General features: G+C 73.7%; 9 protein-coding genes and 1 pseudogene. 4 read left to right on the top strand and 6 right to left on the bottom strand.

Translation table 11 applies throughout. The annotated features are described in order from the left end of the window. Positions 1–308 precede the first annotated feature (308 nt). A complete protein-coding gene (gene hpt, locus O3597_RS27325) occupies positions 309–884 on the bottom strand; it encodes a hypoxanthine phosphoribosyltransferase (protein ID WP_164448636.1) in 576 nt (191 codons plus the stop codon). A gap of 389 nt (positions 885–1273) precedes the next feature. Here hpt and O3597_RS27320 point away from each other — a divergent pair, with 389 nt between their 5' ends. Next, positions 1274–2236 (top strand): helix-turn-helix domain-containing protein, encoded by a 963-nt coding sequence (locus O3597_RS27320; RefSeq protein ID WP_164448637.1) that lies wholly within the window; start codon positions 1274–1276, stop codon positions 2234–2236. Positions 2237–2260: 24 nt separating this feature from the next. Here the strand turns inward: O3597_RS27320 and O3597_RS27315 are convergent, their stop codons facing one another. From O3597_RS27315 to dacB, 4 genes and pseudogenes are all read right to left on the bottom strand, one after another. Next, positions 2261–3895 (bottom strand): gamma-glutamyltransferase family protein, encoded by a 1635-nt coding sequence (locus O3597_RS27315; RefSeq protein WP_281602826.1) that lies wholly within the window; start codon positions 3893–3895, stop codon positions 2261–2263. Positions 3896–3975: 80 nt separating this feature from the next. Beyond that, positions 3976–4950, bottom strand: a pseudogene (gene tilS / locus O3597_RS27310) (tRNA lysidine(34) synthetase TilS); the annotation flags it as partial. Positions 4951–4966: 16 nt separating this feature from the next. Beyond that, positions 4967–6034, bottom strand: coding sequence for a zinc-dependent metalloprotease (locus tag O3597_RS27305; protein ID WP_164448638.1), 1068 nt, complete (start codon positions 6032–6034; stop codon positions 4967–4969). A 147-nt stretch (positions 6035–6181) separates the two neighbouring features. Next, complete coding sequence (gene dacB, locus O3597_RS27300) at positions 6182–7603, bottom strand: D-alanyl-D-alanine carboxypeptidase/D-alanyl-D-alanine-endopeptidase (protein WP_281604648.1); 1422 nt, start codon at positions 7601–7603, stop codon at positions 6182–6184. A gap of 667 nt (positions 7604–8270) precedes the next feature. Between dacB and O3597_RS27295 the strand changes: the two genes are divergently transcribed. Next, the gene (locus O3597_RS27295; protein ID WP_093409905.1) at positions 8271–8777 is read left to right on the top strand and encodes an inorganic diphosphatase; all 507 of its coding nucleotides are present in this window, start codon (positions 8271–8273) and stop codon (positions 8775–8777) included. 26 nt (positions 8778–8803) lie between these two features. Here the strand turns inward: O3597_RS27295 and eccD are convergent, their stop codons facing one another. Then, a complete protein-coding gene (gene eccD / locus O3597_RS27290) occupies positions 8804–10204 on the bottom strand; it encodes a type VII secretion integral membrane protein EccD (RefSeq protein WP_281602825.1) in 1401 nt (466 codons plus the stop codon). 99 nt (positions 10205–10303) lie between these two features. Between eccD and eccCa the strand changes: the two genes are divergently transcribed. Next, positions 10304–14242, top strand: a complete 3939-nt coding sequence (gene eccCa / locus O3597_RS27285; RefSeq protein ID WP_281602824.1) for a type VII secretion protein EccCa — start codon at positions 10304–10306, stop codon at positions 14240–14242. A gap of 73 nt (positions 14243–14315) precedes the next feature. Then, a complete protein-coding gene (mycP, locus tag O3597_RS27280) occupies positions 14316–15638 on the top strand; it encodes a type VII secretion-associated serine protease mycosin (protein WP_281602823.1) in 1323 nt (440 codons plus the stop codon). Positions 15639–15670: the final 32 nt, after the last annotated feature.

Below are 15670 nucleotides of genomic sequence, written 5' to 3'. Positions count from 1 at the left end.
AGACGCCCGCATCCTCCTGATCGACGTCCTGACCGACTGTGGGTGTCGCCGCCTGGGCGGCTGCCGGAGCCGCCGTGCGGGCCGGCCTCGACCCCGGGGCGCGATTGCCGCGCCACGGTCATTCGACGGTACACCGTGCGAGACCGATATGAGCTGGCGAGCCCAGCACTTACGCGTACGGCGAACCGGATGTCAGCCGGCGTGGCCCGAAGTCGGATCTCCGGGGCACCGTCGTCAACGGTAGTCCGATCAGCTGAAAGGCGGCTGTACGCCGGGCGGGAGGTGCCGACGCGCCGGTACCCACCTGGTCAGGAGCGGGCGTAGACCTCCGGCTTGAGCACCCCCACGTACGGCAGCTCCCGGTAGCGCTCACCGAAGTCGAGGCCGTACCCGACGACGAACTCGGTCGGGATGTCGAAGCCCACATACCTGACCGGCACCGTCACCTTCACCGCGTCCGGCTTACGGAACAGCGCGACCACCTCGACGCTCGCGGCCGAACGCGATTCCAGGTAGCGCAGCAACCAGGACAGGGTCAGCCCGGAGTCGACGATGTCCTCCACGACGACGACGTGCCGACCGGCGATGTCCCGGTCGAGGTCCTTGAGAATCCGGACCACTCCCGAGGAGGTGGTGCCCTGCCCGTACGAGGAGATGGCCATGAAGTCCAGCTCGGCCGGGGGGCCGTGCCGACCCAGCGCCCGGGCGAAGTCGGCCATGAACATGACCGCGCCCTTGAGTACGCAGACGAGCAGCAGCCCGTCGGAGACGTGCGCGTAGTCTGCGGAGACCTGTTTGGCCAGCTCAGCGGTCTTCTCGCGGATCTGTGCCTCGGAGATGATCACGTGGTCGATGTCGGCGTCGTACCAGGAGCCGTCAGCCATGACTCTAGCCTGCCGTACGCCCCGGGTTCGCCGTCGGCGGGGCCGCCCGTTTCGGGGCGGCCCCGCCCAGGGATTTTCTGGATAAGTGGAACATTCAGCTCAGCAGTGGCGTGATCGCCACCTGTGCCCCCCGTCGGAGGGCTTCCAGTCCGCCGAGTCACGACTGTCGGCGGTCAGCCCGAGGGCGGACAGCAGGGCGAGGGAGAGAAAGAACAGTAGAAAGAGCAGGAAACCCATGGCGGCGCTCGCTTTCTGACGTCTGCGGTTGTCGTGTCGCCGCCGGTGCGCACCGGACATCTGCCAGTTTGGGCGTCGTGCCTCCCTGCCGACAGTGGCAGGAATGCCACTCCTGCTCGATTTTCTGCCACCCATGCGGTTACCCTCGTCACATGCTTCGTTCAGTGGCCGTACTCGTCCTGGACGGCGTAGCGCCGTTCGAACTCGGCGTGCTCGCCGAGGTGTTCGGTACCGACCGCACCGACGACGGGCTGCCGGGTTACCGGTTCGACGTATGTGGCCCTCGACAGGCCCCGGTACGCACCTCCGCCGGTTTCCACCTGGTGCCGAACGCCGATCTGGCTCCGCTGGAGCAGGCGGACCTGGTGGCCGTTCCCGCACACGATCCGACCACCACCGCGCCGGTCGAGGTCCACGAGGCGCTGCGTCGGGCCGCCGATCGGGGCGCGTACCTGTTCAGCGTGTGTGCCGGCGCGTACCTGCTGGGCGAGGCGGGACTGCTCGACGGGCGGGAGTGCACCACCCACTGGCGACACGTCGACGAGTTGCAGCGCCGCCACCCGAGCGCCCGGGTGCGCTGCAACTCGCTCTACGTGCAGGACGGCCGGCTGCTCACCAGCGCGGGCACCGCCGCCGGCATCGACGCCTGCCTGCACCTGGTACGCCAGGCGCACGGCTCGGCCACCGCCACCCGACTGGCCCGCCGGATGGTGGTGCCTCCGCACCGCGACGGCGGGCAGGCCCAGTACATCGAGGCACCGATTCCGAAGGCACCGGAGGCGCCCACCCTGGAACCGGTGCTGGAGTGGCTGATGGGCCATCTGGACCGGCAGACCACGGTCGACGAGTTGGCCGCGCGGGCCGGGATGGCCCCACGGACGTTCGCCCGCCGCTTCCGCGCGGAGACCGGCACCACCCCGCACGACTGGCTGACCAACCAACGCGTCCTGCTGGCCCGCCGGCTGTTGGAGGACACCCCACTCACGGTGGAAGGGGTCGCCGAACGGGCCGGGTTCGGCGACGCCGCCGTCCTACGGCACCACTTCACCCGCCGGGTCGGTGCCACGCCGCAGGCCTACCGCAGCACGTTCCGGGATCGCGCTCCTACCGGTTGACCGGCCCCCTGACGATCGTGCTGGTCAGAATCCGGCGGCCGCGCCGTCCACCCGGGATTCGGAGCCGACCACGAAGCCGCCGTCGGCGCGTCGCCAGATCGCCTGCCCGTAGCCGAAGACGGTGGGATCGGACGCGACGGTCACCTGGTGGCCCCGATCCCGCAGGTCGGCCACGAGTGCGGCGCCACCGGGCCCGGTGGTCAGCTGCTCCTCGACCAGCAGCGAGCGACCCGCGTGCCAGTACCAGCGTGGCGCGTCCAGCGCCGCCTGCGGGTCGAGGCCCGCGTCCACGGTCGCCGAGACCAGTTGGACGTGGCCCTGGGGCTGCATGTGCCCACCCATCACCCCGAACGGCCCCACCGGCACGCCCTGCCGGGTCAGGAAGCCGGGAATGATCGTGTGATACGGCCGCTTCGCCGGGCCAACCACGTTGGGGTGCCCCACGTCGAGCCGGAAGCCGAGACCGCGATTCTGCAGCGCGAAACCGTATCCGGGCAACACCACGTGGGAGCCGAAGGCGAGGTAGGTGGACTGGATCAGGCTGACCATCATGCCGCTCTCGTCGGCGGTGCAGAGGTAGACCGTCCCACCGCGCTCCGGTGCGTCGGTCACCCGCTCGGCCGCCGCCTCGGTGATCCTCGCGCGGCGCCGGGCCAGCTGGTCCGGGCTGAGCAGCCCGGGCGGGACCGGGGCATGGTCGGGGTCGGCGACGTGGGCGTGCGCGTCGGCGAAGCCCAACTTGACCGCCTCGATCTGCCGGTGCGGCCACCGCGACCCCTCCGCCGGGTCGAATCCGTTAAGGATGCCCAGGGCGAGCAGGGCGGCCAGTCCCTGCCCGTTCGGCGGCAGTTCCCAGACCTCGTGGTCCCGGTAGGGCACGGACACCGGGTCGACCCAGACGCTGGCGTGCTGTGCCAGGTCTGCCGCCGTGAGCAGCCCGCCGGTACGGGCGGCGTGATCGGTGAGTGCCGCCGCGATCCGTCCCCGGTAGAACTCCTCCGCCCGGCTGTCGGCGATCAGTCGCAGCGTCAGTGCCGCGTCCGGGTTGCGCCACCGCTCACCCGCGCGGGGAGCCCGCCCGTCCGGCGCGAAGACCCGCCCGAACTCCGCGTACTCGGGACCGGACAGCCCGGCGTGCCCGGCGACCGCACGGGACCAGGCCGACGCGGTCGCGGTGGAGACGGGGTGTCCCCGCTCCGCGTAGCCGATGGCGTCGGCGAACAGCTCCGCGAACGGCAGCGAGCCGAATCGCTCGTGCAGGTCGCGCCAGCCCGCCGGCACGCCCGGTACGGTCACCGGCAACCAGCCCCGGGCCGGCATCGCCGGGCCGACCGCCTGTGCCCCGCCCAACGCGTCGGGCGGCTCGGTGCCTCGACCGCCGGTCGCCGCGAGGACCAGGCCCCGGGTCAGCCCGACGGGTGAGCGGCCGGAGGCGTTCAGTCCGTGCAGCCGCTCGCCGTCCCAGACGATGGCGAAGAGGTCACCACCGATGTCGTTGGCGGGGGGTTGCACCACGGTGAGCGTGCTGGCGGTGGCCAGCGCCGCGTCCACGGCGTTGCCACCACGGCGCAGCACGGCCAGGCCGGCGGCCACGGCCAGCGGCTGGCTGGTGGCCACGGCACCGCGCGGCGCGTAGAGCGGTTGCCGGGGATGGATCATGCTTCGACGACCGCCTCGCCGGACCCGGCCACCCGAGGCGTCGACGTTCGGTCGGCCGACGCAGCCGAGGGTGACGCAGACAGCAGCCGATCGCCGCGGCGGAGCACCCGCAACCCACCCGGCAGGTAGCTGGCTCGCTGGCCCCGCCATGCGGTGACCAGGGCGTCGAGTGCGGCGACGTGGCGGTGCGACAGTGCGGCCGGCGGCGCGCCCAACTCGTGAGCCCAGGCCCGCAGCACCCGAGCGCGCACCGCGGGTGCCAGCGCCGCCAGGTCCCGGGTGGCCAGGCCACCGTCGGGGTGCCGGGCCTCACTCAGCGCCGCGGCGGCGAGTTCGTCCAGCACCGCGTTGTCCGCCGCCACCAGCGCGGCGGTACGGGCGAGGTTGTCCAGCACACCCGGGCCGAGGGCCCGGACCAACACGGGCAACACGTCGGACCGGACCCGGGAACGGGCGTACGCCGGGTCACTGTTGTGCGGATCGTCCCAGGGCACCAGCCCGAGGGCCGTGCAGGCCGCGCGGGTCTCCGCCCGCCCGATCTCCAACAGCGGCCGTACGAGGGGAGTGCCGGCGAGATCCCGGCGGGCCGGCATGCCGGCGAGTCCGCGCGGGCCGGCGCCCCGGGCCAGCGCGAGCAGCACCGTCTCCGCCTGGTCGTCCCGGGTGTGACCGGTCAGCAGGGCCGAGGCGCCGTGCCTCTCGGCGATCTCCGCCAGCGCCTGGTAGCGGGCGTCGCGGGCCGCCGCCTCGGGGCCACCCGGCCGACCGGCGACCTCGACGCGGACCATCTCCACCGGCGACAGACCGGCAGCCTCCGCCCAGCGCGCCACCGCCTCGGCCCGGCCCCGCGACCCGACCTGCAAGCCGTGATCGACGGTGACCAGTCCAGCGGTACGGCCGGCCCGGGGTGCCACGAACGCGGTGGCCGCGGCCAGGGCCAGCGAGTCGGCCCCGCCCGAGCAGGCGACCAGCACCGGACCGTCCGTCGGCAGATCGACCAACGCACGCCGGACCGCGATCCGGATCGCGGCCACCGGCGGGGCGAGCGGGGCCATCGGCGCGGCGACGCGCTCAGCCGGCCGTCGGCACCGGGCCGACCGGCCCGTGCACCCGTGCCACCCAGGCATCCGGTTCGCTCAGCTCGGACAGCCGGGGCAGGGTCAGCGGCGACTCGAAGACCCGGTTGAAGCCGGCCATGCCGACCCGGTCCACCACGGCGTGCACGAACCTGCGGCCCTCGGCGTACTGCCGCATCTTGACGTCGATGCCGATCAACCGCCGGATCGCCTTCTCCACCGGGTTGCCGGCCTCGCGCCGCCGGTTGAAGCCGGCCCGAATCCGCTCCACACTCGGGATCACCTGCGGTCCGACGCCGTCCATCACGAACTCGGCGTGCCCCTCCAGCAGCGTCATCAGGGCGGTCAGCCGGTCCAGCACGGCACGCTGCCCCGGCGTCTGCACGATGTCCAGCACACTGGACCGGCTCTGCGGGTCGCGGACCGCGTCAGCGAGGGTGCTCACCCCCCGACGCAGCCGCTCCAGCAGGTGCTCGCCGCCTTGGGCGGCGTCGACGAACGCCTGCACCTCACCGAGGAAGTAGGCCCGCATCCAGGGCACGGCGGTGAACTGCGTCCGGTGGGTCACCTCGTGCAGGCAGACCCAGAGCCGGAAGTCGCGTGGATCCGCGCCGAGCTTGCGCTCCACCTCGACGATGTTCGGCGCGACCAGGAGCAGTTGTCCGGGGTCGGCGGAGAAGACCTCGTACTGCCCGAGGACCCGGCCGGAGAGGTAGGCCAGCACGGTGCCGGCCTGCACCCCGGTCACCCGGGAACCGATCGCCTCGGTGAGGGCACCGGGTTGCTTGTCCTCGGTGAGCCGGCCGACCAGCGGGGTGATCACCTCGCGGAGGCCGGCGATGTTCGTCGCCGCCCAGTCCCGCCGATCGACCACCCGTACCGGCGGATGGGGGACCTGCGAGGTCAGCCCGGTGTAGTCGGCGACGTGCCCGGCCGCCTCGTCGGTCAGCCGGCGCAGCTCGGAAACCACCTCGGTGGCCTCGGCGTACGTCACCCGGGGGCCCGACTTGCCCAGAGCCCCCGCCGTCGCGGTAGCCAGATCCCAGTCCACGAACTGCGCCATGCGACCCACCGTACCCGCGTCACGACACCCCACCCGCCGGCCGACCCGGTGCCGGTCCGCCGGTCGGGGGACGACGGGCCGTCGCGGGGCCAGGGCCGCGACCCGCTCCGCCGCGGCGTAACGCCGGACCGGTGGCCGTCGAGCCGCTCAGCGGCAGCCGCAGCCGGCCAGCGCGGCGGCGATCCGGTCCAGCGCAGCCCGGGCCGGCTCCATCCCGTCCGGCGGCACGTCGTCGGTGAGCACCGCGAAGGTGAGCAGGCGACCTTCGGTGGTGGTCACCACTCCCGCGATGGCGTGCACCCGGGTCAACGTGCCGGTCTTGGCGCGGACCACACCGGCACCGGCGGCCGTGCCGGGTGCCGCACCGTACCGGTCGCGCAGAGTGCCGGACCAGCCCGCGACCGGCAGCCCGCCGAAGATGCCGGCAAGCTCGGGTCGGTCCGGGCTCGCCGCGAGCGCCAACAGCTCGGTCAGCAGGACCGGGCTGATCAGGTTCTTGCGGGACAGTCCGCTGCCGTCCGCCAGGTCGAGTGCGCCGGTCGGCAGACCCAGCTCGGACACCACCTCGGCCATCGCCGTCGCCGCACCGTCGAAGGAGGCCGGCCGGTCCCGGGCCAGGGCGACCTGGCGGGCCAGCGCCTCGGCGACGATGTTGTCACTCTCGCTGATCATGATGTCGACCAGCCGGATCAGCGGCGGCGAGTACACCACGCCGAGCTCGGCACCGGGTCCGGCGCCGCCGACCGGGTCGGTGGCTCCGGTCGTCGCGGTCGACGCCGGGGCAGTGCCCTTGCGTACGGTGTCGACCGGTACTCCGAGCAGTTCGGCGAAGGCCCGGCCGGCGACCAGGTCCGGTTCGGCGACGCGTTCGGCCCAGCCCCGGCCGGCCTTCGGACTCTTGCGGGCTCCGTCGAGCATCAGCGCGGTGATCGCCCCGCCGTAGCCGCCGGTGGGGATGTCGTCGTCCCAGCCGGGTCCGTAGACCGGACCGGGGTAGCGCGAGGAGTCGACGACGACTCTGGTGGGGGTGACTCCGCCCAGCGCTGCACGGACCTGCTCGGCGAGTTCGGTGAGACTGGCCGCCCCGGGGTAGAAGCCCTTCGCGTCGGCTGCCAACGTCGGGTCCCCGCCACCGACCAGAACCACCTCGCCGGGCTGCTTACCGGCCACCGCCCGGGTCGGGATCCGATGCCCGGGGCCGCGGGCGGTCAACACCGTCACGGCGGTCAACAGCTTGGTCACCGAGGCCGGCACGGTCCCCTCCCGGCCACCGCGGTCGAAGAGCATCTCACCGGTGAGGGCGTCGGCCACCGCGACGTTCACCCGGCCGCCCAGCGCGGCGTCGTCGATCAGCGGTTCCAGCGCGCTGCGGAGCCCGTCCGTGCTGGGTGGCGGGGCGCCACTGTCGGCGGCGGCCAGCACCGGGACCGGCGCGGGCTCGACCGCACCGCTGGCCGTCGGTGTCGCGGGCGCGTCGCCCAACCAGCGCTCCACCGGCCCGGGTCGGACCACGACCAGGCCCACGGCGACCAGCACCAGCACCAGCACGGCGGCGAGGACCAGCGGCAGCCGCCGGCGCGGTGCCGGCCCGACCGGTGGTGGCGCGACGCCGGCCGGTGGTTGGCCGGTAGGGCCCGCCGCCGGCCCGACCGGCGCTGGGCTCACCGGCACGGATGCCGGTCCGGTCGGTGGCTCGGCCGGACTCGTGGGAACGGCCGGACTCGTGGGAACGGCGGCGACCGAACCGGCGGCCGGGCTCGTCGGGGCGGCACCACCGGGCGCGGCCGGGCTCGTCGGGGTGACCGCGCCGGGCGCGGCCGGGCTCGTCGGGGTGACCGCGCCGGGCGCGGCGGCCCGTCCGGAGGCGGCACCCCGAGGCGGTGTCGTCGGCGACGAGGTGTCCAGGGGCGGGTTCGCCTCGGACCGGTTCACCGCTGTCGGTGTTACGGGCGGCGTCGGAGGTTGTGGTCGGAGGATCTGCGCGTCCGGCACCGGGACCCGCCCGGCGACCGGCTTGGCCGGCGGTCGGTTCGTAGCGCCCTCGGCGGCATCGCCTGGACGGTAGTGTGAATCTTCCCTCCCCACGACCCCCTCCTCCCCCACCGGGAACCGGCCTGGGTGACACTACTTCGGTCCGAAGACTATGCGGCGGCCGGAGTCGGCGGGTTGGCAATCGCCTCCCTGGCTCTGCCGCCGGTTCCGTCAAGCCAGCGTGGGCCAACGAGGGAGCGTGCAGATGGATTTCGACGTGACGGTTGAGATCCCCAAGGGTCACCGCAACAAGTACGAGGTGGACCACGTGACCGGGCGGATCCGGCTGGACCGCACCCTCTTCACCTCCACGCAGTACCCGGCCGACTACGGCTTCATCGAGGGCACCCTGGGCGAGGACGGCGACCCGCTGGACGCCCTGGTGCTGGTGCCCGAGCCGACCTTCCCAGGCTGCCTGATCCGGTGCCGCACGATCGGCATGTTCCGGATGACGGACGAGAAGGGCGGCGACGACAAGGTCCTCTGCGTTCCCTACGAGGACCCGCGGCAGGAGCACCTGCGCGACATCCACCACCTCGGCGAGTTCGATCGGCTGGAGATCCAGCACTTCTTCGAGGTGTACAAGGATCTTGAGCCGGGCAAGTCCGTGGAGGGCGCGACCTGGGTGGGTCGGACCGAGGCCGAGGCGGAGATCCAGGCTTCGTACCGGCGCGCCAGGGAAGCCGAGGAACGCGGCGAGTCCACCCACTGACGTCGCCGACGAGGCCCGGGGAACGCTCAGCCGAGCAGCCCCCGGGCCCGTCCGTAGAGGCCGAGCACCGCACAGGCGACCGGCACCACCGAGACCACCAGCAGGGTGTCGGCCAGGTCGGTGACCCGTCCGACGTACGGGGAGACCGGCCGGCGGGCGTACGTCGTGCCGCCCGCCACCACCAGCAACGCGACCAGCAGCCCACCGGCGACCATGATCAGCCGGACCGTCGCGTCGGCCGCCCCGGCCAGTACCCCGCCTAGGACCGCGTACCCGGCCAGGCCGGCCAGCACCGGCGCGATCCGGTGCTGGACCGTCGTGAAGAGTCGGGCACGTAGCAGCAGCACCGTCGAGGTCACCCCGACCAGCAGCCAACCGGAGACGCCACCGGTGCTGACGAGGATCACGACCGCGCCGACGGTCAGCACGGCCTGGCCGATCAACATGCCGGTGAGCATCTCCTCGGTACGGGCCACCGCCGCCCGCACCCGACCGCGATCCGGCAGCTCACGGGCCCGGTCCGAGTCGTTCGGCGGATCGGTGGGCAGGGTCACCGGCGGCAACGGCACCTTGCCCAGCCGGATGGCCAGCAGCGGAGCGGCCCCGACCGCGAAGGTCAACGCACACAGCAGGACAGCGGCCGCACCGGCCGGCTCGAGCACCAGGCCGCTGAGGGCGGCCGATCCGGCTCCCGCGCCCACCACCGCGCCGGCCACGAAGACCCGCAGTCGGGTGGCCACCCCGAACAGCCCCAGCACCGAGGCCAGCAGCAGCCCCATCGACCCGGCGAGCAACTCCGGTGCGCCCACCCAGCGCAGCGGGCCGAGCGGCCCGACCGGATCGCCCGAGTTGACGGCGAGGGCACCGGCGAGCGCCGCGTAGGGCAGCGCGTGACCGCCGACGGTGGCGCCGGCCGGCCCGTCGCCCTGTGCGCGGGACAGCACGGTGCCGGCCAGCACCAGCAGGCTCGCCACCAGGGTCGCGACCGGCCAACCGGCGGGGTCGCCGGGCCCGGCGGCCGCCAGGGCGAGCAGGCCGACGGTGAGCGGAACACCGGCACCGGCGAGTGCCGCCGTCCGGGTGGCACCGGATGACCAGCCCCCGCCCCGCTGGCGGGCGGCGTCGGCGAGGGCCTCCACCACGTCGTCGTACTCGAACTCCGGCCACTCGGTGCGAGCCGGCACCAGGTGCAGCACCGCACCGTCGCGGACCCCCTGAGCGGCCAGCGCCTGCCCGCCGGCCAGCACGGTGCCGTCGGCTCGCCGGAGCAGCCAGCCGCCGTGCTGTTCTCCGTCGTCGGCGAGCCCCTCACCGGCGTGGCGCAGCACCTCGGGCAGCAGCTCGGCGAGGGGCACCTGCTCCGGTAGCGCCACGTCGACCCGCCGCCGGGGCGTGCTGACGGTGACCCGGGCCAGCCCGACTGCCATCGACTCATCTCCATCCCGAGCGGCCTGCTGCTGCGCGGACGACAGGACTTTACCTACCATGAGCCAGGCTCGGGTCACCGTGCGCAGTCGGGAGGTCGAGTGTCCACTGTCGTCGTCCGGCGGCCGGCACGACGCCCGGCGCCCGACATGCCCGTGGGTGACCTGCCGCTGCCGGCGCCCCCGGAGATTCCGGCCGGCACCGGCACGCGCTGGCACCAGCTGCTGATGGTGCTGCCGATGCTCGGCGGCACCGTCGCGATGGCGATGATGTTCGGCCGCGGCGGCGGGACGTACGCGTACCTGGTCGGCGGCATGTTCGGCCTCTCCTCCCTGGCGATGCTGGCGACCTCCTGGGGCAGCGCCTCCGGCAGCCCGACGAAGTCCGAGATGATGACGGCCCGCCGGGAGTACCTGCGGCATCTGGCCACCCTGCGTCGGCAGGTGCGGCAGACCGTGGAGCGGCAGCGCGCCGGCCTCTGTTACCGGCACCCCGATCCGTCACTGCTCTGGTCGACGGTGCACAGCCACCGGCTCTGGGAGCGGCGGCCGACGGACCCGGACTTCGCGGTCGTCCGGGTCGCCGTCGGGCCGCAGACCCTGGCCACGCCGTTGGTGCCGCCGGTCACCCGCCCACCGGAGGAACTGGAGCCGATGACGGCGGGCGCGCTGCGCCGCTTCCTGGACGCGTACTCGGTGGTGCCGGACCTGCCGGTGGCTCTCTCGCTGCGCAGCTTCGCCCGGGTCTTCGTCCGGGCCGCGCCGGTCGGCCCCACCGGCTCGCCGGCCGCGCAGGCGCTGGCCCGGGCCGTGCTCACCCAGCTCGCGGTCTTCCATGCCCCGGACGAGTTGCTGGTCGCCGTCTGTGCCGGGCCGGAACGACGCGCCCGCTGGGAGTGGGTCAAGTGGTTGCCCCACGCCCAGCACCCCACCCGCACGGACGCCCTGGGTCCGGTGCGGCTGGTGGCCAGTTCCGTGGCGGAGCTGGAACGGCTGCTCGACCAGGTGCTGGCCAGCCGGTCGAGATTCAGCCCGATCGGACCGGCCACGGACGGGCCGCATCTGGTGATCGTGTTCGACGGCGGCGACGTCACCGGCGCCACCGAACTGGTCGGGGACGGCGGCATCGACGCGGTGACCCTGATCGACCTGGACACCCCGCCACCGCGTCTGCTCGACCGGTTCTCGCTGCTGCTGGAGCTGCGCAACGGTCGACTGCACTCCCACTCCTCCGACGGGTCGGCCGAGGTGGGCACGGCCGACACGATCGAGGTCGCCGAGGCCGAGGCGGTGGCCCGCCGGCTGGCACCCCTGCGGCTGGCCGCCACCGGGGGCGCCGACGCCGCGCCCGGTGTCGAGCCGGGTCTACCGGAGCTGCTCGGCATCGGTGAGCCGGAGGACTTCACCGCCGAACAGGGGTGGGTGCCGAGATCGCCGCGGGACCGGCTGCGGGTACCGATCGGCGTCGGCCCGGACGGCGGCGCGGTCGAGTTGGACCTGAAGGAGTCGGCGCAGGGCGGCATGGGCCCGCACGGACTGCTGATCGGCGCCACCGGCTCCGGCAAGTCCGAGCTGCTTCGTACCCTGGTGCTCGGGCTGGCCACCACCCACTCCGCCGAGCAGCTCAACTTCGTACTCGTCGACTTCAAGGGTGGGGCCACCTTCGCGCCCTTCGACCGCCTGCCGCACACCGCCGCCGTGATCACAAATCTGGCCGACGCGTTGCCGCTCGTCGACCGGATGGTCGACGCGATCAACGGCGAGCTGGTCCGCCGGCAGGAGTTGTTGCGCCGCACCGGCAGCTTCGCCAGCCTGCGCGACTACGAGCGCGCCCGGGCGACCGGCAACCCGCTGCCCCCGCTGCCGTCGCTGCTGCTGATCTGCGACGAGTTCTCCGAGCTGTTGTCGGCCAAGCCCGACTTCATCGACCTGTTCCTCCAGATCGGCCGGCTGGGCCGGTCGCTCGGGGTGCATCTGCTGCTGGCGAGCCAGCGGCTGGAGGAGGGACGACTGCGCGGGCTGGACACTCACCTGTCCTACCGGATCGGTCTGCGGACCTTCTCCTCGCTGGAGTCCCGAACGGTGCTCGGGGTGCCCGACGCGCACGAACTGCCCCCGTCGCCGGGGCACGGTTTCCTGCGCTTCGGCACCGAGCCGCTGCGGCGGTTCAAGACCGCGTACATCTCCGGCCCGTTGCGGCGGCGGGCGTTGGCGGCCGACGCGGCCGGAACCGAACGTCCCCGGCTGCTCGCCTTCTCCACCCACGTCACACCGGTGCCGCAGCCGCCGGCCCCGCCGGCTGCCGAGGACGAGACGGACGACCCCCGGACGCTGCTGCGTCTGCTTGTCGACCGGCTGGCCGGGCAGGGCGCGCCGGCGCACCAGGTGTGGCTGCCGCCGCTGGACGCCGCCCCGGCCCTGGACGAGCTGGTCGGTCCGCTCACGGTCGACCCGGTCCGGGGGCTGACCGTCGACAATCCCGAGCTGCACGGCGCCCGCCAGGTGCCGGTGGCTGTCGTCGACCGGCCCTTCGAGCAGCGCCGCGACCTGCTGTGGTTGGCGCTGGACGGCGCCGCCGGCCACGTCGCGGTGGTCGGCGGTACGCAGAGCGGCAAGTCCACCGCGCTGCGTACGCTGGTCTGCGCGCTGGCCCTCACGCACACCCCGACCGAGGTGCAGGTCTACTGTCTCGACTTCGGTGGCGGAGGGCTCGCCTCGGTGCGTGGCCTGCCGCACGTCGGTGGGGTCACCGGTCGGGCCGACCCCACCGGGGTGCGCCGTACCGTCGGCGAGATGTCCACCCTGCTCGCCGACCGGGAGCGCCGCTTCGCCGAGCTGGGTGTGGAGTCGATGGCCGCCTGGCGACAGCGACGCGACAGCGGCACCGACGCGGGTGATGCCGACGTCTTCGGCGACGTGTTCCTCGTCGTCGACGGGTGGACGACGCTGCGAAGCGAGTACGAGGATCTGGAGCCGCTGATCACCGACCTGGCGACCCGGGGGCTTTCCTACGGCGTGCACGTGGTGGCCACCGCGGTGCGTTGGCTGGACTTCCGACCGGCCATCCGGGATCTCTTCGGCTCCCGGCTTGAGCTGCGCCTCGGTGATCCGTCCGACTCGGTGGTGGCCCGGCGGGCGGCGGCGCACGTGCCGGAGCGGACCCCGGGGCGGGGCATCACCCCGGCGGGCCTGCACTTCCTCACCGCGCTGCCCCGGACGACCGGCACGGACACCGCCGGGCTGGTGAAGCAGGTCGGTGACGCGTGGTCCGGTCCGGCCGCGCCCCCGGTCAGGCTGCTTCCGGCCGTGCTGCCCTACGGCGACCTGGACCTCGACGCCACGACGGGGCTGCGGATCCCGGTCGGTGTCGCCGAGGCGGACCTACGTCCGGTGGTTCTCGACTTCGGCACCGAGCCGCACCTCGTGGTCTACGGCGACGCCGAGAGTGGCAAGTCGTCGTTCCTGCGCGCCCTGGCCACCTCGATCGTCGCCCGGTTCACGCCGGAACAGGCGCGGGTGATCCTGGTGGACTACCGACGCAGCCTGCTCGGCGTCATCTCCACCGAACACCTGATCGGCTACGGCACCGCCGCGGCGCACAGCGCCGACCTGGTCGAGTCGGCCGCCGGTTACCTGGCGGACCGCGCACCAGGCCCGCAGGTCAGCCCGACGCAGTTGCGGGAGCGGTCGTGGTGGTCCGGCCCGGAGCTGTTCGTGTTGGTCGACGACTACGACCTGGTGGCGAGTGGGCCGGCGAACCCGCTGCGGGCGCTGGAGGAACACCTGCCGCACGCCCGCGACGTCGGACTGCACCTGGTGCTGGCGCGCCGCACCGGCGGTGCCGCCCGCGCCCAGTACGAGCCGCTGGTGCAGCGGCTACGGGAACTGTCCACCTCGGGCCTGGTGCTGTCGGGCAGCCCGGAGGAGGGGGCGCTCGTCGGTCCGGTCCGTCCGGGTCCGTTGCCGCCCGGGCGCGGCCGGCTGTTCACCCGACGCGAGGGCGTACGCCTGGTCCAACTGGCTCACCTGCCGCCACAGTGACGCCGACTCCACGGAACGTCCCTGTAGGCGGGTCGGAACCGGTAATCTCCGAACGTCATGTGTCCCGCGACGAATGGCTGAGGATGTGACCAGGCTGCGGCACCGTGGCCCGGCGAGGGCCGGGCGGTTCGCCAACCGCGCGCTGCTCGCGACGGCCGCCGCCGCGCTGTCGGCCGCCATCGCGGTCGTGCCCGCGTCCGCCGTGCCGGTCCGGACGGCTCCGGTCGGCACGCCGGTGGCGCACAACCCCGACTCGGCACGCCGCGCCGACCAGGTCCGCGACGAGCAGTGGCAGCTCGACAAGCTGGGCGCGCGGACCGCCTGGCGCACCTCGACCGGGCGGGGCGTGGTCGTGGCCGTGATCGATTCCGGGGTGGACGGTTCGCACCCGGACCTGACCGGCCAGGTGCTACCCGGGATCGACCTGGTCGCGCCGAGCGGGGCGGCCGAGGCGGATCCGGTCGGGCACGGCACGACGGTGGCCGGCCTGATCGCGGGGCGCAACGACGACCGCCGCGGCGTGGTGGGGCTCGCGCCGGACGCCCGGATCCTGCCCGTGCGGGTGCTGGACGCGGAGAACCGCTACGACGACGCGCTTATCGTCGCCAAGGGTGTGCGATGGGCGGTCGACAACGGCGCGAAGGTGATCAACCTGTCGCTCGGCGGCAGTGGTGACAGCGCGGCGCTGGCCGCGGCGATCGACTACGCCTTCGCCCGGGACGTCGTGGTGGTCGCCTGCACCGGGAATCTCGCCACCTCGCCCGAGGCGAAGGTGTGGTACCCGGCCCGCGAGCCCGGCGTCATCGCGGTCTCCGGCCTGGAGCGCAACAGCGACAACCTGTGGAGCGGCGCGATCACCGGTCGGGCCACGGTCCTCACCGCCCCCGCCAGTGGGCTGGTGGGGGCGCGTCCTCCGGGCGGCTACTGGCGGGTGCAGGGCACCAGCTTCGCGGCGCCGCTGGTCGCCGCGACCGCCGCCCTGGTGCGATCCCGCTATCCGCAGATGTCCGCCGGCGACGTGGTCAACCGACTGCTGGTCACCGCCAGGGACATCGGGCCCACCGGTCGGGACGAGCGGTTCGGGTACGGCCTGGTGGACCCGGTCGCGGCGTTGACCGCCGAGGTGCCGTCGTCGTACGCGAACCCGCTGGACGACAACGACCCGCCGGGCGTGACCGGCTTCGGTCCCGCGCCCGGCTCCGCGACGACGGGCGATCCCGACGCCGAGCAACTCGGTCTGACCGGCTCCGGGCAGGAGACCCGGTGGCGGGCCCGGGCCGCCGGTTCGCCGGACGACGCCGGCTCGGAGCGGCTCTGGATCGGCTCGGCCATCCTCGTAGCGCTGCTCACCGGTGCGGTGCTGATGCTGCGCCGGTTCCGGCGGTCGTACCGCTGACCGACCGTCGCTGTCGTCAGCGCGGCATTTTT

The sequence above is a fragment of the Verrucosispora sp. WMMA2044 genome, assembly GCF_027497155.1.
GTDB classification, from domain to species: Bacteria; Actinomycetota; Actinomycetes; order Mycobacteriales; family Micromonosporaceae; genus Micromonospora; species Micromonospora palythoicola.
Note: the sequence above shows the minus strand (reverse complement) of the source record. Positions and strands in the feature narration are given on the sequence as shown.